This window comes from Thiomicrorhabdus sp. 6S3-12 (assembly GCF_017571475.1).
In the GTDB taxonomy this organism is placed as follows: Bacteria; Pseudomonadota; Gammaproteobacteria; order Thiomicrospirales; family Thiomicrospiraceae; genus Thiomicrorhabdus.
The window spans coordinates 568149-593753 of record NZ_JAGETW010000001.1; the positions used below are offsets into that span (position 1 = coordinate 568149).

Consider the following 25605-nt stretch of genomic DNA (forward strand, 5'->3'; position numbering starts at 1 on the left):
CTTCTCCTGCGCTTCGCTTAATGCCCGACCGAGGCCGCGCCTTTTTCGCCGACCAGTTTGAAGTCTGCGTAGCGCGACAGGCTGAACGGTTTAATGAGTTCGTGCGGCGTATCGTTGGCCACGGTATAAGCCATGGTCTTTCCGCTGACAGGCGTTGCCTTGAAGCCCCAGGTTCCCCAGCCGGCATCGAGATAGAAGCCTTCCACATCGGTTTTACCCATAATCGGCGCAAAATCCGGCGTGATATCGCTCATCCCCGCCCACTGGCGCATAATTTTGAGGCGGCTGGTAAACGGAAACAGGTCCATCATCTGATCGGTCAGACCTTCGACAAAATCGAGTGTTGAACGTGTCGAATGCAACTCCGCCGGATCGACGGAGGCTCCCATGACCAGCTCGCCGCGTGAAGACTGGCTGACATACACATGCAGGCTTCCGGACACTACAATCGTGTCCATAAAAGGTTTCACCGGCTCGGTGACACAAGCCTGCAGAGGGAAAATCTCGATTGGCGTCTCGATCTCCAGCATCTCGGTAATTCTCGGCGTCGATCCCGCCACCATGGAAATCACCTTCTTGGCTTCGACAAAGCCGCGATCGGTTTCCACTCCGACCACTTTCCCGCCTTTGGTTTTAATATCCGTGACCCGGGTTTTCTGATGAATCTCGACACCGCGCTGTTGCGCGCCCCGAGCATAGCCCCAAGCCACCGCATCATGACGGGCAACCGACCCCGGTGCGTGATAAAGCGCGCCCATAACGGGATGCTGCCCGTTACAGCTCATATCCATATAGGGCACTTCTTTTTGAATCGTTTCGACATCGACCACTTCACTGTCGATGCCATGATGCTTATTGACCTCGGCACGCCATCTCATGGTACGCATCGCACTATCCGTGTGCGCCAAAGTGAAGTGCCCGCGTGTCGAATAGAAGATATTCAAATCGAAGTCGTCGCTCAGATCTTCAAACAGCTTCAGACTCTCGTCGTAGAACTTCACCCCTTCGGAAGTCAGGTAGTTGGAGCGCACGATCGTGGTATTTCGGCCGGTGTTTCCGCCGCCGATATACCCCTGCTCAAGCACAGCGACATTGGTGATACCGTGCTCTTTCGCAAGGTAGTAGGCGCAGGCCATACCATGGCCTCCGCCGCCGATAATGACCACGTCATAGGCTTTTTTCAGCGGAGTTTCATCGGGAAAAAAACGCGGCTCGTCTTCGGATTTTTTCCAGGCATATTTAAGTAATCTGAGCGGCATTCCAGTCTCCTAAGCAAACACGACAGTCTTGTTGCCATGCACTAACACACGATCTTCCAAGTGGTATTTCAAACCTCGTGCCAAGACGTTTTTCTCGACGTCTTTTCCGAGCACCACCATCTGTTCCGCCGATTCGCTATGCGAAACGCGGGTCACGTCCTGTTCAATAATCGGTCCGGCGTCCAGATCCTGGGTCACGTAGTGACAGGTCGCCCCGATCAGCTTGACCCCGCGCACGAATGCCTGATGGTATGGCTTGGCACCGATGAAAGACGGCAAAAAGCTGTGATGAATATTGATGATCTGACCGGGATATTTTTCGCACAGCGCCGGCGGGATAATCTGCATATAGCGCGCCAGCACAATCGTATCCGCTTCGTAATGTTCGACCCACTTGACCACTTCGGCAAATGCCTGCGGCTTGTTATCCGGTGTAACCGGAATATGGATATAAGGAATACCGTGCCATTCGACCAGCGCTTTCATATCCAGATGGTTGGAAATCACACATGGAATATCGCAGCCCAATTCGCCGCTGCTCCAGCGATAAAGTAAGTCGGCCAGACAGTGATCCTGTTTACTGACCATCAGTAAAACGCGTTTTTTGACGCAGGTTGAGTTCAACTGCCACTTCATCTCAAACTCTTCGGCAATTTTCGAGAAGCCTTCCCGAAACGCCTCATCCGAGATTTGAATATCGGTAATTTCATTGCGCATAAAGAACATTCCGGAATGCGCATCCGCATGATGATTGGCTTCCGAGATCATGCAATTGTTTTCTGCGAGAAACGCCGAAACCTTGGCGACAATCCCCACTCGATCCGGGCATGAAATCGTTAGAACATAAGAATTTTTTTCCATTTAAAGTTTTCCTCTCAAGAAACTTTGATTCACATATTAAACAATTCATTTTTTCATGACAAGAACTTTTTTTTAACTTTAGTAATTATTTTTTAGTATCGGGAAACCTTTAGCCTCAGACAGCAGGTCTGCGGCACACAAAAATGGCTATAACCAATAAAGAGAGGAACCAGGAAGCGAAAACAGAAAGCGCGTCCCGCCGACCGACATCAGAGCGGATTTGAATTAAATACAGCGAACAACTCCCGCCACAGGGAAGCGGTTATAAAAACAGACAGCGACACAGCGCCGACGCATGTAAAGAAAACAGAAGAAGATGAGTGACTATCAGCCTGTGGCGGTCACTTACAAGATATACAGATTTTGAGGTTTTAAGTTTTAGAACCTGAACCTGCAAAGGCAACCAAGCCTTGCAGGAGAGAAGACGCAAGAATGCATGCAGATCGAATTTTTATGCTATTCGCCCGAGAGTGCTTTTGGAAAGACCACGGCATGATCCATTTCCAGCTTAATACCGATTTTGGAGCCGACCGGATGGTCGTGATGAGACTGACTCATACACATTACCTTTTCGCCGCTCGGCAGCTTCAGGGTAAACAGGAAATGCGAACCGCGAAATGCGCGGTTGACCACTTCCAGCTTCCAGTCACTGCTATCGTCATGAATAATGTCGTCCGGACGAACCAGAACCGAGACTTCCTCACCGGATTCAGTACCGAAAGGCAGATGCGTTTTTAAGAGGCCAAGCTCGGTGTGCACCGCGCGGCAATCGCAGACACGGCCGCTGATTAACGAACCCTGGCCGATAAAATCGGCAATAAACGGATGCAGAGGCTGATGATAGAGATTATAGGGCGTATCCCATTGCAGAAGCCTGCCGTCCTTAAGAACGCCCACCGAGTCGGCCATCGCAAAGGCTTCATTCTGATTATGCGTGACCATCAGGGCGCTGATGCCCTCAGACTTCAAAATTCCGCGAACCTCTCTGGCCAGCGATTCGCGCAACTCGACATCCAACCCGGAAAACGGCTCATCCATCAACAGCATCGTCGGGCGCGGTGCCAAAGCTCTGGCCAAAGCGATGCGCTGCTGCTGGCCTCCCGAGAGCTGATGCGGATAACGATCACCGACATGCGGCAGGCCGATCAACTCCAGCAGCTGCTGAATCCGCTCGCGCTTCAGCGCTGCCGGAAACTTATCCAGACCGAAAGCGATATTGTCGTACACAGTCATGTGCGGAAAGAGCGCATAATCCTGAAAAACCATGCCGATCTTGCGCTTCTCAGTCGGTACATTCACCTTGTCCGACGCCATTAACGTCTCGCCAATACGGATTTCACCTCCGCTCGGTGCATGCAGCCCGGCGATCGTCCGCAGCAAAGTGGTTTTTCCGCAGCCGCTGGGGCCGAGCAGGCAACCGATTTCGCCCTCGCGTAACCTGAGATCGATACGGTTCACCACTGTATGCGCCTGGTGGCTGGCTTGGACTTGATGAAGATTCAATTCAGGCATGAGATTTATCCATTAACTTACTTAAGATAATAACCGGAATCAGGCCGGTAAGCACAATCAGCAGAGCCGGCAGACCGGCGTCGGCAAGCCGCTCATCCGCAGCCATTTCATAAGCACGGATCGACAAAGTATCAAAATTGAACGGTCGCAGGATCAGCGTCGTCGGCAGTTCCTTCAAAACCTCGACAAACACCAGAATCAAAGCGGTCAGCAGACTGGTTTTCATTAAAGGCAGATGAATACGTCCGAGAATATTCCATGAAGAGGCGCCGAGCGTACGGGCCGAATCATCCATACTCGGCTTGATGCGCTGCAGACCGGATTCCACCGACTGCAAAGAGACCGACAGAAAACGCACGCTGTAGGCAAACACCAGTGCGAACAAAGTCCCCGAGAGCAACAGTCCGGTGGAAATCTGATAGTTTTCAAAAAAGAAATCGTCAATCGTTTTATCCAGCCACGCCAATGGAATCAGAATCGCGATCGCCAAGACCGTTCCCGGAACCGCATACCCAAGATGCGCCAGCTGAACCGTCTGCGCAACGGTTTTATTGGCACTGATCCGCTTGGCGTAGGCCAGAATCACCGCCAGAATCACCGCCACAACTGCCGTAATGAAAGCGAGTGAGAAGCTGTTCCAGGCCAATTCAAAGAATTCGTTGTTCCAGCCGGTCTCGGCGGTGGTAACCGTCCAATACAGCAACTGACCGCTCGGCACCACAAACCCGAACAGAATCGGCAGGAAGCAGACCGCAAACGCCGCCATGCCGCGACGGCCGGAAAGCGCTACCCGCTCAAGCGCATCGCCTTTCGCATGCCCGCCAAAATAGCGCTGCTGTTTACGCGACCAGCGTTCAACCAGAATCAAAACGCCGACAAAAGCCAGCAGAACCAGCGACAGCTGCACCGCCGTTGAGGTATCGCCCAACCCGGACCAGGTTCTGTAGATCCCGGTGGTAAAGGTATCCACCCCGAAATGCTGCACAGCCCCGAAATCGGCCAGCGTTTCCATCAGCGCCAGAGTCACGCCGGCGATGATCGCCGGTCTGGCCATCGGCAGAGCGATACGCAAGAAACTTTTATAAGGACCTGCGCCCAGAGTACGACTGACCTCAAGGGCATGCTGACTGGCTCCGCCGAAAGCGCTGCGACTGAGCAGATAAACATAAGGATATAAAACGAACGAGAACAGCAGAATAGCACCGCCTACCGAGCGGATTTCCGGAAACCAGAGCGAGATACCATTGCCGAACGTCTCTCTGAGTGCCGACTGAACCGGCCCTTCGAACTCCAAGAGCCCGGTATAGGTGTAAGAACTGATATAGGCCGGCATTGCCAAAGGCAGCAGTAGCGCCCAGTGCAGCCAGCGACTGCCGACGAACCGGTAATGACTGATCAACCAGGCGGCGGGCACCCCCAACAACAGGGTGCCGGAAGCCACCCCGATCATCAGAAGGATCGAGTTCAGGATATAGTCGGGCAGCAGCGTATCCATCAGATGCTGCCAGTTATTGCCTCCTGACTCAAAAACAAAAGAGACCAGCACCCAGATGGGTGTGGTCATCACTAATGCAATCAGAATGGTAATAAGAAGCCAAAGTCTTGGCGATTTTGTCATAAATTTCCCATTAAAAACCTATCCTGCAGAGAGTGCCTTTTTCCTTAACGCCAGCCTGCGCGATCCATAACCTTGACCGCAGCCGGGTTCAGCTCGCCCAGCTTGGAAAGATTCAAGCTGTCGCTATGGAAAGCTCCCCAGGATTTCAGGGTATCGCTGACCTGCACACCATCAAGAACCGGATATTCATTATTGGTTTCGGCATACCACTGCTGCGATTTTTCCGACAACAGGAATTTAATCAGCTTATTGGCGTTTGCGGTATTTTTCGACGATTTGGTAATGGCGATACCGCTAACATTAATATGCGTACCGCGATCTTGCTGATTTGGCCAGAAAACCGCGACCTTGTCTGCCGCCTGACGCTGCGCCTGATCCTTGCCGTTTAGCATCTGTCCCAGATAATAGGTGTTCACGACTGCCAGATCACACTGTCCTGCCGCAACCGCCTTAACCTGATCGCGATCGCCGCCCTTTGGCTTACGCGCCAGATTCTTCACCAATCCCTCGGCCCATTGCGCCGTTTTTTCCTCGCCTTGATGCGAGATCATCGACGCCACCAGCGACTGGTTATAGATATTGTTAGAAGAGCGGATACAGATCTTATTTTGCCATTTTGGATCCGCAAGATCTTCATAGGTCGAAAGATCCTTTGGATCCACGCGGTCTTTAGCGTACACGACCACGCGAGCGCGAGTGGTCAGTCCGAGCCAGTAATTATCCTTATCCCGAAGATTCGCCGGAACCTTGTCCAAAAGTTCCCGGTCGATTTCGGCCTTCAGTACACCGGACTCTTTCGCCCGGTGCAAACGCCCTGCATCCGTCGTAATCAGAATATCGGCAGGCGAACGACGTCCTTCCGATTCAAGGCGTTTTAAGAGCGCGTCCGCTTTACTAGTAATCAGATTAACCGTAATCCCGCTTTCTTTGGAAAACTCGTCCAGCAAAGGCTTTATCAACTGGGCCTTACGGGCAGAATAGACATTAACCACTTCTTCCGCACTGGCCTGATGAACCGGCATCACCAGAGTCACCGCCATAAAAAGCGTACTGAACAGTGTAAAGTTAAATCGTTTCATCCGTTTCATCTCCCTGGGTGAAGTACCCTCTGTTTTTGAAGGAAGGACAAATATAAACCGAAACTCAACTGTAAACAATAACAATTCTTATTATCTTTGAATATTTTTTCTAGCTTAAGATAATTGTAGGTGGATTATTAACAGAATCTACATACCTTAAGTAAAACAAAGGGTTACCGTCTTGGCTATGCGGATCGACAGACAAAAAAAAAGCCTTTGAACCACCAAATGGTTCAAAGGCTTACAAACAAAAACTAATTAAGGAGTTTTACAACAGTCTGTTACCAGGCTTTGTAAGGCAGGAACTTACCGTTCATGGTTACCACAACACGGTCACCCAGCGGATTCTCTTCTTTATCGATATCCATAGAGAAATCGATCGCACTCATAATACCGTCGCCGAATTTTTCGTGAATCAACTCTTTCATAGTCGGACCGTAAACACCGACGATTTCGTATAGACGATAGATCAATGGATCTGTCGGAACCGCTTTTTCCCAGCTCTTATGCGGGAATGCCTGCAATGCTTCTGCAACATCAGTCCCCAGACCTAGTAACTCTGCAACTTTTGTTGCCGGCTCTGCATCCAGGTGGTTCATACCTAAACAAGCAGAGGTGGTATAAACTTCACTTAGGCCTGCAGCCGCCGCGATATCAGTCCATCCAAGACCCTTCTCATTTTTAGCCAATACAATTGCTTCAGTCATTGCTACTTTAGTTAACATAGGTTTATCTCCCTCTTTGTATAAAATCGTTAAAAGCCCTGACCTTAACGCATTTCTCGTGCCAACTCTTTAGGAAGACTTATAACCTACTGTTTTTTATAAAGTTTATTAATATTCCCTCAGTCTCTTACGCCCTTTATTGCCTACATTGTCAGACAATGTCTATCAATCAATAATCCAAACCTTACATTTGTATTTAATTGTAACTATTTGTAACCATTCAAAAAAACACAAATTTAATAAACTGTTGAAAATTAAGCGTTTTTAAATTTTTGGTATTCCGGACGCTATGTGTAAAGCATATTTCACAGTCGAAATATGACTTTGTAAAACCTTGAAAATTCCAATTAGGAGAAAAAAAATGTCTGATGCAGCAGTAGTTATTCCATCATGCCTACGTCCAATCGATACTGACGGTCTAAACAAACTGGGTGAAGCGGGTAAAGCAGATCCAAATGCCGTTAAAACTCTAAAATCAAAAACCGTTCTAGAAGGCCAGTTCAAAAACTATAACTACATTCGCGACCTTCCTGCGATTGTTGTTGATGAACCACCTGGACTACTTGGTGAAGATACTGCACCAAACCCTTCTGAAATGGCGCTACTTTCTTTGGGTTCATGTCTATCTGTTGGTGTACAGGCGAACGCAACCAACCAGGGCATCCCGCTAACCAAACTGGAAGTTGCACTTGAAGGTGACATCAACATCACTGCGGTTTGGGGTACTGGTGACCTTGATCCTAACAAACCTCTAGGTGTAACTGAAGTACGCGCTTTCTTCACAATCGAATCTCCTGGTACGCCTAAAGAGAAGCTTGAAGAGCTTGTCGCACACGCAATGAAATGGTCTCCAGTAGCTAACACCTACCTGAACCAAGTCAAAATGTCAGGCGAATTAGTCTAAACACGATTTAGTTTGTGTACCGGGATTCAATTACCGGTACACAAAATTCATAAGGAGATCATCATGATTCAAGAAGTGGTCCAAAAAACATTAAAACCTCTTACAGTCGATATCGACCACGGGAAATACACCACCGAGGTGCTATCCGAGCTGGGTAAAATTGATGCCTACAGCCCGCATATCCCTTCGCAAAACGGTGGCAAGCTGGATCTGTTCAAAACCATTCACAACATGGCCCTGGTATCCGAAGAGTGTATGTCGACCGGCTTTATGATGTGGGCACATACGGTCTGCGCATGGTATATCGAAAACGCAGACAACGAATACCTGAAAACCGAAATCCTGCCGAAAATGATGACAGGCGAACTGTTCGGTGCAACATCTCTGTCCAACCCGATGAAATACTTTGCCGGTATCGAACCGCTGAAAATTTCTGCGATCGAAACCGAAGACGGCTATATCCTCAACGGCGCTTTGCCATGGGTATCCAACATCTGGCCTGAATCCGACAAGCATTTCTTCGGATCGATTTTCCACGTACAAGACGAAGAAGGCAACACGCTTAGAGACGCGATGGCATTGATCCCATGCGATCTTGAAGGCCTGACTCTGCAACAGCAGGTTGAATTTGTCGGTATGGAAGGGACTGGAACTTTTGCAATGGTGTTTGACAACGCTTTCCTTCCGAAAAAATACCTACTGGCAGACCCAGTCGGACCTTATCTACAAAAAATCAAAGCCGGATTTGTACTTCTGCAAGCGGGTATGGCCGTTGGCGTTATCCAAGGCTGCATTAACGAAATGAATCAATCCAACCTGTCACAAAGCGCAATCAACCAGTATCTGGACAACACGCCGGAAGAACTGCAGGAAGAGCTGAATGACGCGGTAGAAATTGTTAAAGAACTTTGTGAGACACCTTTCACACCTGGCGATGAGTTTTTCCGCTCCGTTCTGGAAGCCCGCCTGTTGGGTGCAGAGATTTGTAAACGCGCGGCAGACTCGGTTATGCAGCATGCCGGTGCAAAAGGCTACATCGTAGATGCGCCTGCACAGCGCAAATGGCGTGAAGCCTATTTCGTGATTATTGTCACACCATCAATCAAGCATTTACGTAAAGAAATTCAACGTCTGGAAGTCGGTCTAGAAGCCGCTTAAAAGCAGCTGAGGCAAGGGCGTTTCAAAGGAGTAAAGTTATGACCGAAGAATATCGCAAGTACATCTGTAAAGTATGCGGCTTAATTTACGATGAAGAAGAAGGTGATCCGGATTCAGGGCTTGCTCCTGGAACACGTTTTGAAGACATCCCTGAAGATTGGTACTGCCCTCTATGCCTTGTCAGTAAAGCCGACTTTATTCCGCTGGATCAATTGCCTAAAGCTGTTGCGGATGGCGACTTGCCGAAACACAAAGTCAGCGAGTATGCCGATGTCATGATTATCGGTTCCGGCTATGCCGGCTGGCAGGTTGCCGAATCAGTTCGTCGTGAACTACCTGATGCAGTTATCACACTGATTACCGCCGACGATGGTGTGGTTTACCCTAAACCGTCTTTGTCGATGGCGCTGCGCCAAGAGCGTTCTGCAGAGGACCTGAAAGAGTATAGTGCACAGCAGAAAGCGACCGAACTCGAGATGGGCGTAAAGACCTTGACTCGCGTTATGTCGGTTAATGAAAAGCGTAAAAAAGTGATCACCACCAAAGGAAATTTTCATTACGACAAACTGATCATTGCAACAGGCGCCAAAGCATTGAAACCTGAGGTTGCCGGTACGGTCGGTCATGAAATGGTTACTTTGAACGACCTGCCAAGTTATCGTAAATTCCGCAAGTCCATCACGGAAATCGACCACATTACCATTATCGGCGGTGGCCTGATCGGAACGGAAATGGCGGAAGATCTGGCGGAGGCCGGCATGTCGGTCACAATGATGGTTCGTGAAGAGCAATTAATGCCGGGGATGCTGCCTGAGAAAATCGCCAAAGATCTGGCCGATAAACTGACCGCAAAAGGTGTTGAAATCCGTTTTGGTCAGATGGTTTCTGAAATGAACGGGGCTAGCGGCAGCTATGAGTTGAAACTAGATTCTGGCGAACAGCTCAATACCGGCATGGTACTGTCTGCAATTGGTATCGCGCCAAATATCGGACTTGCCAAGAAGCTTAATCTGGAAATCAACCGTGGCATTAAGATTAATGACTATTGCCAGACCTCTAATCCTGATGTGTATGCACTGGGCGACTGCGCCGAGTCTGAAGCGGGCGTGCAAGCTTTCTTGGAACCGATTCGACGTCAGGCAACCGCTATCGCTGCGCACTTAAAAGGCGATAAGGATCTTCCATTCCACGCGGTTTCCCCATTGATTAAAACCAAAACGTCAACTCTGTCGATTATGCTGAGCCTGCCGCTTGGTACGAATGATCAGGAAGGCTGGGAGACGGAAACCGACATCGGTGAAAATCATAAGCTGGTGTACAAGGACAACGAAGACCACCTGCTCGGTTTCGCCTTGAGCGGCGATCTGGTTAATCAGGCCAATACCCTGTACAAACAGATCAATCCAAACAGCTAATTACAGTCCGGCACTTAGCACGGACTCCCCTAAAACCTCCTCTCTCCCCTACGAGGAGGTTTTTTTATACCCGCTTTTAAATCTCCTCTTTAACTCAACGCCCGCTCCTGGCAGACAACCTCCCTTTTAATTGCTTATCTGACGGATGTTGTGTCGCTCATATATGCTTTGTGGGGACGCCCTTAAACATCCAGCCAATCACCGCTATTCGTAAAGTACCCAGAACGCGCTTACAAGCCTTTGCAAACTCAATCGAAATTAAGCTACCGTCGCTGAGTTGCAATCTTATAGCTCAATTCGGTGCATCATCAGACCAAGGAGAATATTCCGATTGCACATGCAACGGAAAAAACACAGGCGTGTTTTACGAAAAAGAAAAAAGCTAACGGGGTTAGCATGCGATCCGGAAAAGAGCAGCCTTCAAGCCCAATAAACTTCCTCCCCAACAAACATCACCTTGAACACGGACCGAACGCCGGGCAAAGAGAAATAGTCAGAATTACACACTATGAATGCGCTTATTGTACAAAGACATCTTGATTACAAAATATACGGCATCGCCCGTATGTGCACCCCTGAAGAAAGCTTAAAATCAAAAAATGAAAACTATCGGAAAAAACCAGTTTAAACATATAAACAGATTATTTAATAACAAGACTGTTTTAAATTAATATTCAGATCGTAAACAATTCTTCGGAAGAAGTAAAAATATCCGTAATTTTAAATAAACTAAAACAGAATTTTTAAATAAAACTGACTCTACAAACCTGATTTAAGGTTTCATAAAAATCAATTTTTAAATACAAAAAAACCCGGTTCATGAAAGAACCGGGTTTAAATAAAAACTCTAAAAGAGGAAATTAATCTGCTTAGTTTATTTCACTCTTAGAATTTAACTTCACCCCAAATCCATAGTTTGTCAGTATCAACCGCATATTCGTCTGCTGAATATGAAGCGTACTTAACACCTACAGTATAGTTTTTGCTTAGCTTTTTCGCTGCCAGAAGGTCGTATTCCGTACCGTAGTCCGTGCTACCCACATCGGAGCTGAAATCATGATAAGCGGCAGCCAGCTTCATACCGAATGCTTTACCGGATACTTTCAGGTAGTTATCAACCAGACCGTCTGCAGGCGTTCCACCAACAGGCCCGATAAACATATCCGCCCAACCGTTATACAGGTGAACCGTACCTAGAGGCGTTTGGAACGAGCTTGTACCGTCGCCACCCAGTTTTTCCTGACCGGCCAGAACCGTAATACCTTTCACAGCAAGACCCAATTCTGCGCGTGTGTAGTCGCCGCCAATATTAAGATCTTTAGTGTCTTTATATTCTTGCTGATCAGCATATTCCAAATGGTAAACAAGCTTCATGCTTTCACTCAAAGCTGTTTTGCCGGCAAAACGAATACCCATTGTTTTGCTGTCTGCACCGGTTTCATAATCCAGGAAGTAGCCATATGCACTTAGCTTACCGAATGGAATGCCTGCAAAATCAATTTTACCCGCATGGCTTTTCATCTCAATATCCGCACCAACCGGATTGAAGACATTATTGATGTAAGCATAGTTCAGGTTGATTTTCATCGGCAGAGTCGCATTCAAACTCGCACCTGTATAAACCTGCTCTTGCTGGCGCCAGCCGACATTACCCAGGAAGCGTGTATCCATAATGATTCGCTGCTTACCGGCTTTGATTTTAAGTCCGTCTGTTTGATAACCGACCCAGTACTGGTTCATAGTCGTCATATCCGGATCAAGAACCACGGCTTTCGTGTTGTCGCCACCCGCTTCCGGACCGGCCGGTACAAAGTAATCGCTGCGATCGTAAGCCGAAGTATTCGACATTTCGACAAAGCCGTTAAAGCCTTGATAAGTACCGGTCAGATAACCTAAACGGGTACGCAGAGTCAAAGCGCCTGCATCGTCTTTACCATCCTGCTCGACGCCTTCATAACGTAGACGTGCATCGATGCTCGGAGTTCCGCCAGTCAAAGCTTCAGTAAAGCTTTCTGCCGCCGCCATATTAGGCGCCAAGAAAAGTGAAGCACTTAAAGTTGAAAGACCCAAAACGGAATAAATCTGTCGGGTAAGAGTGTTTTGTTTCATAGCTGTCTCCTGGTTAAAACTATCTTTTTAAATAGCCCTTTAGGTGCCAAAAACAATATTTCCTTATAAATCAATAAAATAGCTAAATAACGGGTGTTTAATGGGTTTTATAATTAAAAAACACGCCCTTCTTTGTAGTAATTTGTTATACAAACTGGTTTAACTTTGTACGCAATTGATCATAAAACAGGTGGATTGAATAAAATAAAAATATAAATTCAATACAACTTTAATTAAAACTTAAAACAAGATTTTAAAAACAAAAAAGCCCGGGTAAAAAATCACCCGGGCTTTTTTATTTAATTTCAGGATTATGGCTAGCCTAATCCCAGTTTTTTAAATCGATAGTTATACTGCCTTGGTGTCATATTTAACATCCTTGCCGCATGACTTTTATTACCGTGTGCTCTCTCCAGAGCCTGCAGCAGAATATCTTTTTCAGATTCGCTGACTTTCCAGTAATTGCGCTTGATTTCATCGCTGCCGTTTCTGGACATAACCTGCGGAGCAAATGTCGCCTCATATTGTGGCTGCGGCTCCATGCGCGTCGATATCTCGTCGTTCACCGAAATCGCTTTGACCTCATCTGGCTGCTCGGTCGTTTCGCCATTAAAGACAATTCCGCTCTCCTCGCGGATGATACGTCGAATCAGCCGGTCGGTAATCATCTGACCGTCTTCGGCCAATAACACCGCCCGTTTGATAATATTTTCCAGCTGACGGATATTCCCCGGCCACTCATAAGTTTCCAGGAACGCAATAGCCCCGCGGTCAAAAATCACATTGGTGTGATACTCTTGGTTGGCCTGATTCAGGAAATGGCGGGCCAACAAGCGAATATCGCCGTCACGCTCGCGCAATGGCGGCAATTCGATAGGGAAAACATTTAAACGATAGAATAAATCCAAGCGGAAGTTACCCTCGTTTACCGAAGTTTGCAGGTTTTTATGCGAAGCGACGATGATTCGCACATCAACCGGTATCGGTTTGTTCGAGCCGACGCGGGTAATGGTTCTCTCTTCAAGTACTCGCAGCAGTTTAGCCTGCAAGCCAAAATCCAGATCCCCGATTTCATCCAGGAACAAGGTGCCGTGATGCGCCATTTCGATTTTACCCGGCTTGGTCTGAGTTGCACCGGTGAAGGCACCTTTTTCGTGACCGAACAGTTCAGATTCCAGCAACTCCAGCGGAATCGCCGCACAGTTTATCGCGATAAAAGGCCCGTCCTGGCGATTGGACGCCATGTGCAGCATACGCGAAAACTTCTCTTTACCGGTTCCGGACTCACCTTTAAGCAAAACGGTCACCGAAACATTCGCCGCACGCGCGGCCTTGCTTAAAGCGCCCATCACAGCAGGACTTTCCCCGATAATGCCGTACTGACTTCCCTGACTCAACGCCACGGCACGCAGCTGCTCGTTCTCTTCTTTAAGAACCTGAGTCTGCTTCTCAAGCATGGCATTAACCGAAAGAATCTCACTGACAAAAATCGCAATCAACTTAAGGATGCTCAGATCTTTATCCAACGCACGGGAGCGGTTTTTCAGACGGTTAACGGCTAAAACTCCGATGGTTCTCCCTTTCCGGATAATCGGCACGGCAATAAACGCGACCGGCTCCTGCGGCAGCGTCGAACGGTCAACCGTACGGCACAGGTAGTCTTCTTCCAGGTCGATATTGGGAATAATAATCGGCATCCCCATTCTCATTACCTTACCGGTAATCCCTTCATTGTCCGCGAACCGGCTGCGAGCGATTTCCACTTCGGTCAAACCGAACGCGTAAGCGGTATAGAGAATCGGTTCACTCTTCTCCCTCAGCAGAACTCTGCCGCGGTTCAACCCCATCTGACGTGAAATCAGACTCAAAATGCGCACTATCGCCTGTTCCGGTTCATTGGCGCGCTCAATCTGTTCTGCGGCTTCCTTGATCACCACATATTCAGAATGTTCTGCAATATCGAGTGCTTCCAATGCCATCTTTGCCTCCTATCCTTTTGCTCTCTGCCTGAGAATTTTGTTATATCATTTGTCCGGTTAATTTAACGCAAGGAGTCTTTATGCCTATCGCCTGCGATCTTTACAGTCAACTGGAACTCGCCGCTATGCGCGGCCAAACCGTTGAACTCTATGCCGACAATGATCTGCGCTACAGAGGATCCATTTCCACACTTGCCACTGAAAAGGGCAAGGAGTACCTGATTACCCCCGAGCAACAGAAAATCCCGCTTGAGGAGATCGACCGAATTGAAACCTTAAATTAAAATCCGCGACTGTTAATAACAAAAAAGGGCCTGCGCAGGCAGGCCCAACCTCAAAAGAGCACAACACGTAAATCGTTAATCATTCTATTTCGACTCATCAGCTTGCATGCCATGAGTAACGTTTGATCAGGAATACCGCTACCGCATCCAGCAGGTAACCGATCACACCGATTACCACGACCATCGCCGCCAGGGTGTCATAAGCCAGGGTGTCACGCGCATCGTTGATTGCGTAACCCAGACCCGAAGTAACTCCGAGATACTCGGCAGGAACCAGGACAACCCATGCAACACCGACCGCCAGACGGATACCTGCAAACACATCTTGTGCGATTGCCGGCATAATCACTCTACGCAACATCTGGAAACCATCTGCACCCAGGTTGCGAGCGACACGGAACCAGTTTGGATCGATACGCTGCACGCCGTGCGCGGTACCAAATACAATCGGCCAAACCGTCGCCATAACAATCAGGAAGACAATCGCACCGTCCCAAGTATCATACGCCAGTACCGCAATCGGCATCCACGCCAGAGGACTGATCATGCGCAGGAACTGGAATGGCATGTTAGCAACCTGACGCATTCCTACGAAGTACCCCATCAAAACACCCAAAGGCACCCCGATGACAATCCCCCAGAACAGACCATAGATGATTCGTTCCAGACTGGAAATAATGGTATCGTTCAGAAATTCCGTACCAATCAGCGCCCAAAGCGCGCTCAGGGCTGGGCCCGGAGCAAAATCCGCAAAGGCTTCGGTATCCGGGTTGTTAGCGATCAGAAGCCCGCCGATCCACCACATAAACAGCAGGATCGACATACCCAGAATGGAATTAATTGTACTTTGCGCCCATACAGGCATCTTTTTAAAATTCACCGATAACTGAGAGAAGAACTCAGCCGGCATACTTATTTGTGCCGTACTCATAGTTCAAACACCTCTTGACGGACGGTTGGGTTAGCAGGATCAACGCCCTTAACCTTATCCCAAACACCGAATTTATCCATTGCGTTCTTAACATAGTCGTAGTTGACCAGGTCTTTGGTTACAAAATCGGTATCCAGATTCTGCAAGAAAGTGGTGTCACCGGTAACCAACGTCTCTTTCAGCTGATCGACGATAAACTTGGTCGCTGAAGGATATGGATACGGGTTAAAGTCAATACGACCCACATCCCAATCTTCGTGTTTGATCGCATCAGGATTCTGGTAAGAAGCCGGGTTGTAGTCCGTCATCGCTTTAATAACCGCTTTAGCCGGCATTGGAAGGTAACGCTTACCTTCGCGGGACAGCATCTTGGCCACTTCTTCTTTATTTTCCTGAGCGTAAACAGAACCGCGAACAACCGCATTCATAACTTTCTGCGACCACTCTTGCTGCTGCTGGACATGCTCGTCATGCATACAAACAACACAACATGGGTGGTTTTTCCAGATATCACCGGTAAAGCGCAGCATCTTCGCACCCGCTTTCATTTCACCGAACGCATTGAACGGCTCAGCTACGATATAAGCGTCGATTTTCTTCGCCGCAAGTGCAGGAGGCATATCCGGTGGAGGCATGATCTGCAGGTTAACCTGATTCGGCTTAAGCTTATCTGTCTGATCCTGAATCACTGGCTCAAGACCGGCATTTTTCAAAGCCATCTGCAGCACGATATTGTGCATTGAATACCAGTAAGGCACGGCAATCTGCTTACCGCCTAGGTCTTCGAATTTATCAACACCGGTATGTTTACCGACAACCAGACCGGAACCGTTGGTGTGCGCCCAACCGGTAATAGTGACCGGGAAATTATTGTTATAACGCATCCATACTGGAATCGGTTTCAGGAAGTGAACCAGGTTAAATTTGTGTGCCGCAAAGCCTTCAATCAACGGCGACCATCCACGAATCAAAGTCGGCTTCTCAACTTTAAGACCTTCTTCTTCAAAGAAACCCATACCGTGAGCAACCAATAGAGGGCTGGCATCGGTAATCGGCAGGTAACCGATCTTGACCACTTCGTCAAAAGGCTTGTCTGCAGCCATCGCCTGGCTCGACATACTCATCCCACCCATCGCGGCGGCTAGACCACCCGCAGCGGCCATAGAGTCTAGAATAAACTCACGACGACCCTTCTCAGGGTTAAAAACGTAGTCGTGGTGTGACATAGGGTTATCAGGGCTGCAATATTGACACATAAAATCTCTCCTAAAGTTTGACGGCAAATGCTGAAAATCCAGCTGACATAAAATTAAAAAACAGTTAAAAAATTAAGACGCTTGCTGTAATGAATCGTCAACCGGTGGCTTAACTTCACGTTTAGGCACTTCCAGACGTTCGAATGGTTTTTTCTGTTTGGCTTGGTCGATCTTCTCGAATTCGGCAAACAGTTCGTCTTTAAGGGTGATAAATTCGCCGCTGTTGCGGTCACGAGGGTAATCAAGCGGAATGTGCTTTTCGCCAACAATCTGTCCCGGGTTGTGGCTCATAATGACAACCTGATCGGCCATGGCGACGGCTTCTTCGATATCGTGAGTAACCAGAACCATGGTGATATTCTGATCGTGACAGATCTGCGCCACTTCGGTTTGCAGAGCGGTACGGGTAAAGGCATCCAGCGCCGAGAAAGGTTCGTCCAGCAACAGAACTTCCGGCTCGGTTGCCAGTGAACGTGCCAAAGCAACACGCTGCTGCTGACCACCGGAAAGATCCTGAACGTTTTTATCTTTATGTTCACTCAGGCCGACCATATCAAGCAGTTCTTCCACTCGATCTTTTTTCTGTTTATAGGTTCCGGCGAAAACCAGACCCAAAGCGGCGTTCTCGCGCACTGTCATCCATGGGTATAGGGAAGGTTTCTGGAACATCATGTTCCATTTGGCGCTTGGTTTGGTTACAGTATGCGCGCGGATACGCACAGCGCCTTCCGTCGGCATTAATAGACCTGCTACCATTTGCAGCAAGGTAGACTTACCACAACCGCTTCGGCCGATAAGAGCGGTTAACTGTCCCTGAGGAATCGAAAGGTTGATGTCATCCAGAGTCGGCATTTCCTGTTTGCGGTTGTAATAATGCGTCAGGTCGGAAATCCAGATGGGAGATGCGGTTGACATAGAAGTTCTCCTAAAATTTTCATTCAATAACAGAGAAACTTAAACATATGCCTTACCAAATATTTTTTATACCTTTTAAATCAACAACTTAATAATTACAAACCCCGTTATTTAACAACATTGCCAACAGATATAGTGCAAACATGCACCAATATATACATTTGTTAACAATTTTGTATAAATTGAACCAAATTGTTTACTTTTGACTAATCTTTCTTTGTAATCCGCCAGAAAGCACGCATTTACGCACCTAAAAAGACCGTTGAATAAGCCAAAAATCAGGACGCCTTAAAGCCATACTTGTCGATATTGAATTTTTTAAGTTTGGAATTCAGAGTCGTCGGATTAATCTGCAGCAATTCCCCGGCGCCGCCTTTACCGAATATTTTGCCTCCGGATTGCTCCAATGCCTGAATAAGATTCTCCCGTTCCCGACTGCGCAACTCGTTATAGGTGAGCACCCCCTGACTCTGATCCGACGCAGCATATCCCCCTGATTCCTGAGCAACAGGCAAAAAATCCAAATTAAAGACCAGCTGCCCGTCGTGCGCGAGAATCACCGTTCGTTCAATAACATGAATCAGCTCTCGAATATTGCCGGGCCAGTGATACGCCTGCAACTGATGAATATGCTTCACTTTTAACTGCAGGCCTGCTTTGGTGTATTTCTCGCAGGCCAGTTTAAGGAAGTGCTGGGCAAGCACTGGAATATCGTCCCCCCGCTGTCTGAGCGGTGGCGACTCTATCGGAAAGACATTCAAGCGGAAATACAGGTCTTCACGAAAGGCTTTACGCCTGACCTCTTCAAGCAAATTACGATTAGTCGCAGCAATAATGCGCACATTCACCTTGCGAGTCCGAGAGTCACCCAAGCGTTCAAACTGCTGCTCCTGCAACACCCGCAACAACTTACTTTGCAACTCATAAGGGATTTCACCAATCTCATCCAGAAAAATCGTTCCGCCGTCAGCCAGCTCAAAACGCCCGACCCGATCGCTCACCGCACCGGTAAAAGCCCCTTTGGTGTGCCCGAAAAACTCGCTTTCAAACAGGTCTTTCGGGATAGAGGCGCAGTTTACGCGAATCAAAGGCCGGTTCTTGCGCAGGCTGTTTTCATGGATTGCGCGGGCAATCAACTCCTTACCGGTACCGGATTCCCCGGTAATCAGGACATTGGCGTCGGTCGGACTGACCAGACGGATCTGCTCGACAATTTTCTGCACCGCCTCGCTGGTACCGACAATTTCATTAAAGTGATAGACCTCTTTATAGGCCTCCTGCAAATAAGCATTTTCCAATTCCAGCCGACGCTTCAGCTCCTCCATCTCTTTGAGCATCTGACCGATTCTCGCTTCGGCTTTTTTCCGTTCGCTCACATCTCTGAAAACAATCACCGCTCCGACAACCTGCCCTTCGTCCATAATCGGCGTACTGACATATTCGACCGGAAAGGCTTTTCCCTGTTTGTTCCAGAAATACTCGTTTTGCACCTGTTTGGTCCGCCCATCCTGAAAGGCCGAATAGATATGACAGGATTCCACATGATAATGCGAGCCGTCATGATGGCTGTGGTGGATCATCCGGTGCATGTTTTCCCCAATCAACTCATCCGCTTTCCAGCCAAGTATCTCTTCGGCAACCGGGTTCAGAAAAGTCGCATTTCCGTTGATATCGACGCCATACACCCCCTCTCCGACGGCATTCAATATCAAGCTGTTGGTCAGTTCGAACTCTTCGAAGAACCCCTCAACCGTCTTCCATTCCTGCAATCCTTTGCGATGCAGCTCGTTTACCGTCAGAAAGCGGTTTTGAGACTGCAGCGCCTGCTTGGACAGCAAGCGCAAAAGAATATTCCGTTCCGTCCCTTCTATCAGACTTGCCGCAACCAACAGTTCTTCTTCGCCGCCATCTTCGGTGCGAAGCGAAAGATCACCCGACCAGGCCGTCTTCTTATGTAAAACCTCTTGCGAAAAAACGATAAACTCCGGCCAGCACCCGGAAAAAATCCGATCCGCGGAGACACTTTGCGATAACGCCTCTCGCCCGGTAAAACCGAGTAAATCTCTTGCCTGAGCATTGATCAACTGAACCTCGTTATCGGCAGGATCAATCAATATCAGCGCGTCCGGGCTCTGCTCGAAAAGTAAAAACTCCATCGTATTTCTCATTGCGTTATCACTCCGAAATGAATACTGATTCACCTACAGCAACCAGCAAACCAAAACTACGAAATTTCCGAAAACTCACTATGAAAATTCCCAAAACCATGAAATTTCATAACGACAAAAAGCCGCAAAAAAGCAACTAAAACCCTGTCCTTTCAAATACTTAAAAAACATTCCATGTAATGGCACACGCACTGCTCTATAGAAAGCACGCTTTAATGCAAACCACCGATGTTTGCACTGAATTAGTAATAAATGATTTATTTGAGTGCGAGGTTCTAAAACAATGTCTTTCAAAAGCTTGAACAACCCATTTGATGCCAACAAAAGTTTGCTTCATACCTCTGACTGCAGCTGTCCTATGTGCCAGGCGGAAAAAACCGGCCCTGCGATGAGCGAAAAAGAGAAACAGGCGTTTATCGAACAGAAAGCCGATCAGTCGGTACAGATGAAACACTCTGCGGAGCATCACGCCGTAGACGACTCGATGCCGAGCAATTCGGAGGAAATGATCGATCGCGCCGTAGAAAGCGCCGTAGTTCGTTCCGTATTCGGTCACAACGACTTCAAACGCCGCTCTTTCCTAAGCATGATCGGAAAAGGAACCGCGGCTGCGGTACTGGGAAGCGTATTCCCAATGGAAGCCGCCAAAGCCGCCATGAAAGAGACCATGGGGCTGGGCAAGCTGGAGAAAAGCAAACTGAATATCGGTTTCGTTCCGATTACCTGCGCGACACCGATCATTATGGCCCACCCGATGGGCTTCTATGAGAAATACGGTCTGGATGTCGATGTTATCAAAACCGCCGGTTGGGCGGTCGCACGCGACAAATCTCTGGCTAAGGAGTACGACGCATCGCACATGCTGACCCCTATGCCGCTGGCGATGTCGATGGGCGCCGGTTCAACGGCCAAACCGTTTATTATGCCGACGGTCGAAAACATCAACGGTCAGGCCATCGTCCTGCATAACGATCACAAAGACAAACGCGACCCGAAACAATGGAAAGGCTTCAAGTTCGGTGTGCCGTTTGAGTATTCGATGCACAACTTCCTGCTGCGTTACTATGTCGCCGAACACGGATTGGATCCGGACAAAGACATCCAGATTCGCGTCGTTCCGCCGCCGGAGATGGTCGCCAACCTGCGTGCCGGTAACCTTGACGGCTACCTGTCGCCTGATCCGTTCAACCAGCGTGCCGTATGGGAAAAAGTCGGCTTTATCCATACTCTGACCAAAGACATCTGGGAAGGGCACCCTTGCTGCGCCTTTGCCTGCTCGAAAGAGTTTGCGGTCCAGAACCCGAATACCTACGGCGCGCTGCTGCGTTCGATTATCGATGCCACCGAATATTCAGCCAAACCGGAAAACCGCAAGGAAATTGCCGAAGCGATTTCGCCGAAGAACTACCTCAACCAGCCGGTTCCCGTCGTTCAGCAGGTTCTCACCGGGCGCTATGCCGACGGCCTGGGCAGCGTAATGAACATTCCTGACCGTATCGACTTCGATCCGTTCCCGTGGCATTCGATGGGCGTCTGGATTCTGACGCAGATGAAACGCTGGGGCTACATCAAAGGCGATGTCGATTACCAGAAAATCGCCGAAGAGGTTTATACCGCAGCCGAAACCGGTCGTGTTATGAAAGAGCTCGGATATGAGCCGCCGGCCAAAACTTATGAGAACTACACCATTATGGGTAAAGAGTTCGACTACACCCAACCGGAAGCCTATATCGACAGCTTCAAAATCAAACGCACCTAACCCTTAAAAGGAAAGCATTATGTTGAAATCCCTAAAAGTGAAATCTGCGCTGCTTTCCATCATCTTTCTTGTCATTCTGCTTGGAATCTGGGAAGGCGCCAACCAGGCGCCGACCGATACCAAGCCGCTAACGGAATATGAGATGTTGATGGGAGGAGCCTCTCAGGAGGCCCGAGTACCGCCTCCATCGGAAGTGATCGAACTCGGATTCAAAGAACTCAGCGACCCTTTTTATGATGCGGGTCCGAATGATAAAGGGATCGGCATACAACTGGGCTACTCTATCTACCGGGTTATGGTCGGCTTTCTGCTGGCCGCGGCGATCGCCATCCCGATCGGTTTCCTGATCGGCATGTCGCCGCTGATGTATAACGCCCTGAATCCATTTATACAGGTGTTACGCCCCATTTCGCCTCTGGCATGGATGCCGCTGGCACTGTTTATCATTAAAGATTCGGAAATCTCGGCGATTTTCGTCATTTTCATCTGTTCAATCTGGCCGATGCTGATCAATACCGCTTTCGGGGTAGCTAATGTCCGCAAAGACTGGATCAATGTGGCTCGCACCCATCAACTCAGTCCGCTGCAAACGGCGATGCAGGTCATCCTGCCGGCCGCGGCACCGACTATTCTGACCGGGATGCGTATCTCCATCGGGATTGCCTGGCTGGTTATCGTCGCGGCAGAAATGCTGGTCGGTGGAACCGGTATCGGTTATTACGTCTGGAACGAATGGAACAACCTGGATCTCGCAAGCGTAATTTTCTCGATCTTTATGATCGGGGTAATCGGCATGCTGCTCGATATGATGCTGGCTTATGCAGCCCGCTGGGTGACTTATCAGGAATAAACAGGAATAAGGGAGTATCCATGAAACACCACTTTTTACAGATCGAGAATCTCAAAAAGAGTTACCCGGGGCCGGATAAAGACAGTGAACTGGTCATTTTCGAGAACGCTAACTTCACCATCGACAAAGGGGAGTTCGTCTGCGTCATCGGTCACTCCGGCTGCGGCAAATCCACGATCCTCAATATTCTCGCCGGACTTGACGAAGCCAGCGACGGCATTGTCATTATGGACGGCAAGGAGATTTCCGGTCCAAGCCTGGAAAGAGGCGTGGTTTTCCAGAACTACAGCCTGCTTCCATGGCGCACCGCTCTGCAAAACGTCACCTTCGGCGTTCAGGCGCGCTGGCCTGAATGGTCCAAGGACAAAGTTCAGGAACACAGTCTGAGATTCCTTGAACTGGTCGGACTTAAAGGCGCCGAAGATCGCAAGCCATCACAGCTTTCCGGTGGAATGCGTCAAAGGGTCAGTATTGCCCGGGCCTTTGCGACCCAGCCGCAACTGTTATTGATGGACGAGCCTTTCGGTGCACTGGATGCCCTGACGCGTGGCGTCATTCAGGAAGAGCTGATCAAAATCTGGGAGGAGAGCAAACAGACCGTGTTTATGATTACCCACGATGTCGATGAAGCGATTCTTCTGGCGGACCGAATCCTTTTGATGACCAATGGGCCGAAAGCCAGAATTGCCGAATCGGTCAAGGTCAGCATTCCGCGTCCGAGAAAACGCACCGAAATCATTCATCATCAGGATTATTACAAGATCCGCAACCATCTGGTCGACTTTCTGGTCGATCGCTCCAAGCAGGACATCACCGTCCTCAACCCCAAAGACGCCTCTCCTAAAATCATTGATCTGGCCAGTTAATCTGGCTGCAACAAAAAAGGCGCCGAATTCCCCTCGGCGCCTTTCTTCTATTGTCTCACCCAATTAAAACTCAAGCTTCAGAGGCTTGTTTCACATTGATAATCCGCTGGACGATCTCGTCCGGATCGCTCTCTTCGGTCACCAGCACCCGAATGCCTTCCTGAGTCAATTTCCGTTGCAGGCCGTCACCCAAAGACTGGGTAATAAAAAGCTGCACCCCATTAAGCGGATGCTCCGCAAGCGATCCGGAATAATTCCTGAAAACCTGTTCTTTGCTCAGTTTGATACGTTCTTTCGAAACGACTTCATCACCTGCAATATCATAGACCAGGTAGCCGGGGCACTTCCCGGCATGGCCGGAAATCGTCTTACCGTTCGGACTGGTAAATGCGACTTTCATACAATGAAACTCCTTTAATAACTGAAAACGGACAGCGGCGTCCGCTTGATCGGTCGATAACGATGATCGGTGGTAATGACCGTCGTCTTGGCACGGCTCAGCCGCTTACCGGTAGCGGCCTGTAGAATTTCCTGATGAAACTGGTAACGGATCTTGCTCAGCGGCTCCACCTGCACCGTAATCGCAAAGCGGTCATGCGCCTGAATCGGCGCAAAATACTCAATTTCGATCTTCTGCACCATCAGGTTGATTCCCTCTTTGGCCAGTGCGGCGAAATCAATACCGTTTGCCTTGAGAAAGCTGTGCCTGGCGTGCTCGAAATAATGCTGATAATGGGCATTATTGACCACTCCCTGAATATCACATTCGTGATCGCGGGCCTCCATATTGACCTGATAAGTCGCGTGATGTTCCATTAAGACCTCTAGTGATCGACGCAGATTTTTCGGTGTTTGACGGCCATCAGCGTCTTATACACCAGATACAGAATCAGAACGGTTAGCAGCGCATGCAAAACATAACCAATGTACTGGTAAGTGCCATGTCCGGTCTGGGCCGCCATGACATAGCTGGCGATCACGATAGCCGCAACCGGGAAGGTAAATGCCCACCACGACAGCGCAAAAGGCAGCTTGGCAAATTTATGGATCGAAACCAGCATCAAAGCGGTCATGGCCAGACCGAAGAAGTACAGGATCATGGCAAACTGGTTTAACTGCTGATCGTTCAGCGCCAGATAGGAAATAAAGCCTACCGCCGGCGGTGCGATAAAAATAAACAGCGTCGGAATCAGTCGTTCCTGCATAGGGGCGTGAAAAATAATACGGTTAACCAGAACCGACTTAACCACAATCCAGAAAACCAGGCCGACCGAAAAGAAGAACCAGTTCAATTCCAACGGCGCATGATGCACGCCGGCGATCGGCACGATAATATTCCCGACAATCGGAATGAACCATGCTGGATTTGAATGTTCCGGCGTGAAGAAATCATGATGAACCCAGTTGTACAACACCCAGTAGGTCAGAGAAATCTGCGACACCGCGCCGATCACCCACAGCCATTTGGAAATTCCGCTCAGGCCAAGGGCGTAGAAGGCAATGCTGAGCAGCAACAAGCTGATACTGATTGCGGGAATAAAATTCATCTTGATCGGATGCTTCATTTCCGCTTTGACTTCGGGAAAGAAGCGCACGACTTTAAAGAGGTAAGCCAGACCGAGGATAACCATTAAAATGACGGCGATAGCCACATTGTAGGTCGCTACCGAAGAGAAGGAAGGAACGCTTTTACTGAGATGGAGAAAGGCAATACTCAGGCCGGTCACCCCCATAATCATCCCAAAGAAACTGGCCGGCAGATAAGCAATACTCTGAATTCTATCATTCATACTTATACCCCTATAAAGTAATTAAATATAGATTATATTCCTAGCAAAATAGTAAGAATATGAAAAAAGTCTTAAGAAGAAAGAAGCGCGAACTGATTCAGCCCACCTCCACTCGAAAAAGAGACATTCGGAAAAGACAAAAGGATTCTAAAGCAATTAATTATTGC

General features: G+C 48.6%; 22 protein-coding genes and 1 pseudogene. 8 read left to right on the forward strand and 15 right to left on the reverse strand.

Annotated elements, in window-relative coordinates; all coding sequences use genetic code 11:
* Window positions 1-17: 17 nt before the first annotated feature.
* The 6 genes from J3999_RS02630 to cynS form a co-directional block, all read right to left on the reverse strand.
* A complete protein-coding gene (locus J3999_RS02630) occupies window positions 18-1259 on the reverse strand; it encodes an FAD-dependent oxidoreductase (protein ID WP_208126415.1) in 1242 nt (413 codons plus the stop codon).
* 9 nt (window positions 1260-1268) lie between these two features.
* Window positions 1269-2120 (reverse strand): formyltetrahydrofolate deformylase, encoded by an 852-nt coding sequence (purU, locus tag J3999_RS02635; RefSeq protein WP_173286697.1) that lies wholly within the window; start codon window positions 2118-2120, stop codon window positions 1269-1271.
* Between the two features lie 456 nt (window positions 2121-2576).
* Window positions 2577-3632, reverse strand: coding sequence for an ABC transporter ATP-binding protein (locus J3999_RS02640; RefSeq protein ID WP_208126416.1), 1056 nt, complete (start codon window positions 3630-3632; stop codon window positions 2577-2579).
* On the reverse strand, window positions 3625-5250 hold the full coding sequence (locus J3999_RS02645; RefSeq protein WP_208126417.1) for an iron ABC transporter permease: 1626 nt from the start codon (window positions 5248-5250) through the stop codon (window positions 3625-3627). The genes J3999_RS02640 and J3999_RS02645 overlap by 8 nt, the downstream gene beginning before the upstream one ends.
* A 44-nt stretch (window positions 5251-5294) precedes the next feature.
* A complete protein-coding gene (locus J3999_RS02650; protein ID WP_243755246.1) occupies window positions 5295-6329 on the reverse strand; it encodes a Fe(3+) ABC transporter substrate-binding protein in 1035 nt (344 codons plus the stop codon).
* A gap of 281 nt (window positions 6330-6610) precedes the next feature.
* Window positions 6611-7054, reverse strand: coding sequence for a cyanase (gene cynS, locus J3999_RS02655; protein ID WP_173286705.1), 444 nt, complete (start codon window positions 7052-7054; stop codon window positions 6611-6613).
* Window positions 7055-7415: 361 nt separating this feature from the next.
* On the opposite strand from cynS, the gene J3999_RS02660 reads away from it, so the two are divergent.
* The 4 genes and pseudogenes from J3999_RS02660 to J3999_RS02670 all read left to right on the forward strand — a co-directional run bounded on the left by J3999_RS02660 (window position 7416) and on the right by J3999_RS02670 (window position 10531).
* Window positions 7416-7958: an OsmC family protein gene (locus tag J3999_RS02660; RefSeq protein WP_208126419.1), complete on the forward strand. Its 543-nt coding sequence runs from the start codon at window positions 7416-7418 to the stop codon at window positions 7956-7958.
* A 63-nt stretch (window positions 7959-8021) separates the two neighbouring features.
* Window positions 8022-9116: an acyl-CoA dehydrogenase family protein gene (locus J3999_RS02665; protein ID WP_208126420.1), complete on the forward strand. Its 1095-nt coding sequence runs from the start codon at window positions 8022-8024 to the stop codon at window positions 9114-9116.
* Between the two features lie 38 nt (window positions 9117-9154).
* Window positions 9155-9328 (forward strand): annotated as a pseudogene (rd, locus tag J3999_RS11850) (rubredoxin); the annotation flags it as partial.
* 63 nt (window positions 9329-9391) lie between these two features.
* Entirely contained in the window at window positions 9392-10531 is a 1140-nt protein-coding gene (locus tag J3999_RS02670; RefSeq protein WP_243755286.1) for an NAD(P)/FAD-dependent oxidoreductase, read from the forward strand.
* Window positions 10532-11416: 885 nt separating this feature from the next.
* Here J3999_RS02670 and J3999_RS02675 read toward each other — a convergent pair.
* The gene (locus J3999_RS02675; RefSeq protein ID WP_208126422.1) at window positions 11417-12640 is read right to left on the reverse strand and encodes a hypothetical protein; all 1224 of its coding nucleotides are present in this window, start codon (window positions 12638-12640) and stop codon (window positions 11417-11419) included.
* Window positions 12641-12957: 317 nt separating this feature from the next.
* Window positions 12958-14619 carry a sigma 54-interacting transcriptional regulator gene (locus J3999_RS02680; RefSeq protein WP_208126423.1) on the reverse strand — a complete coding sequence of 554 codons (1662 nt, stop codon included), beginning with the start codon at window positions 14617-14619 and terminating at the stop codon, window positions 12958-12960.
* 80 nt (window positions 14620-14699) lie between these two features.
* Here J3999_RS02680 and J3999_RS02685 point away from each other — a divergent pair, with 80 nt between their 5' ends.
* The gene (locus J3999_RS02685; RefSeq protein ID WP_208126424.1) at window positions 14700-14903 is read left to right on the forward strand and encodes a Rho-binding antiterminator; all 204 of its coding nucleotides are present in this window, start codon (window positions 14700-14702) and stop codon (window positions 14901-14903) included.
* Between the two features lie 97 nt (window positions 14904-15000).
* On the opposite strand, the gene J3999_RS02690 is transcribed toward J3999_RS02685, so the two are convergent.
* The 4 genes from J3999_RS02690 to J3999_RS02705 all read right to left on the reverse strand — a co-directional run bounded on the left by J3999_RS02690 (window position 15001) and on the right by J3999_RS02705 (window position 20173).
* Entirely contained in the window at window positions 15001-15834 is an 834-nt protein-coding gene (locus tag J3999_RS02690; protein WP_208126425.1) for an ABC transporter permease, read from the reverse strand.
* Window positions 15831-17090 carry an ABC transporter substrate-binding protein gene (locus tag J3999_RS02695; protein WP_173286721.1) on the reverse strand — a complete coding sequence of 420 codons (1260 nt, stop codon included), beginning with the start codon at window positions 17088-17090 and terminating at the stop codon, window positions 15831-15833. The genes J3999_RS02690 and J3999_RS02695 overlap by 4 nt, the downstream gene beginning before the upstream one ends.
* Before the next feature lie 72 nt (window positions 17091-17162).
* Complete coding sequence (locus J3999_RS02700; protein ID WP_208126426.1) at window positions 17163-18005, reverse strand: ABC transporter ATP-binding protein; 843 nt, start codon at window positions 18003-18005, stop codon at window positions 17163-17165.
* Window positions 18006-18283: 278 nt separating this feature from the next.
* The gene (locus tag J3999_RS02705; protein ID WP_208126427.1) at window positions 18284-20173 is read right to left on the reverse strand and encodes a sigma 54-interacting transcriptional regulator; all 1890 of its coding nucleotides are present in this window, start codon (window positions 20171-20173) and stop codon (window positions 18284-18286) included.
* A gap of 283 nt (window positions 20174-20456) precedes the next feature.
* Here J3999_RS02705 and J3999_RS02710 point away from each other — a divergent pair, with 283 nt between their 5' ends.
* Genes J3999_RS02710 through J3999_RS02720 form a run of 3 tightly spaced genes read left to right on the forward strand, consistent with a single transcriptional unit; the run spans window position 20457 to window position 23648 of the window.
* Window positions 20457-21932, forward strand: coding sequence for a CmpA/NrtA family ABC transporter substrate-binding protein (locus J3999_RS02710; RefSeq protein WP_208126428.1), 1476 nt, complete (start codon window positions 20457-20459; stop codon window positions 21930-21932).
* Window positions 21933-21951: 19 nt separating this feature from the next.
* Entirely contained in the window at window positions 21952-22782 is an 831-nt protein-coding gene (gene ntrB, locus J3999_RS02715) for a nitrate ABC transporter permease (RefSeq protein ID WP_173286729.1), read from the forward strand.
* A 20-nt stretch (window positions 22783-22802) separates the two neighbouring features.
* Window positions 22803-23648 (forward strand): ABC transporter ATP-binding protein, encoded by an 846-nt coding sequence (locus J3999_RS02720; protein ID WP_208126429.1) that lies wholly within the window; start codon window positions 22803-22805, stop codon window positions 23646-23648.
* Between the two features lie 70 nt (window positions 23649-23718).
* Here the strand turns inward: J3999_RS02720 and J3999_RS02725 are convergent, their stop codons facing one another.
* From J3999_RS02725 to J3999_RS02735, 3 genes are read right to left on the reverse strand one after another with little or no spacing between them, the layout of a single operon-like run.
* A complete protein-coding gene (locus J3999_RS02725; RefSeq protein WP_208126430.1) occupies window positions 23719-24048 on the reverse strand; it encodes a NifB/NifX family molybdenum-iron cluster-binding protein in 330 nt (109 codons plus the stop codon).
* A 14-nt stretch (window positions 24049-24062) separates the two neighbouring features.
* Window positions 24063-24464 carry a thioesterase family protein gene (locus J3999_RS02730; protein ID WP_208126431.1) on the reverse strand — a complete coding sequence of 134 codons (402 nt, stop codon included), beginning with the start codon at window positions 24462-24464 and terminating at the stop codon, window positions 24063-24065.
* An 8-nt stretch (window positions 24465-24472) separates the two neighbouring features.
* Complete coding sequence (locus J3999_RS02735; protein ID WP_173286737.1) at window positions 24473-25438, reverse strand: SLAC1 anion channel family protein; 966 nt, start codon at window positions 25436-25438, stop codon at window positions 24473-24475.
* Window positions 25439-25605: the final 167 nt, after the last annotated feature.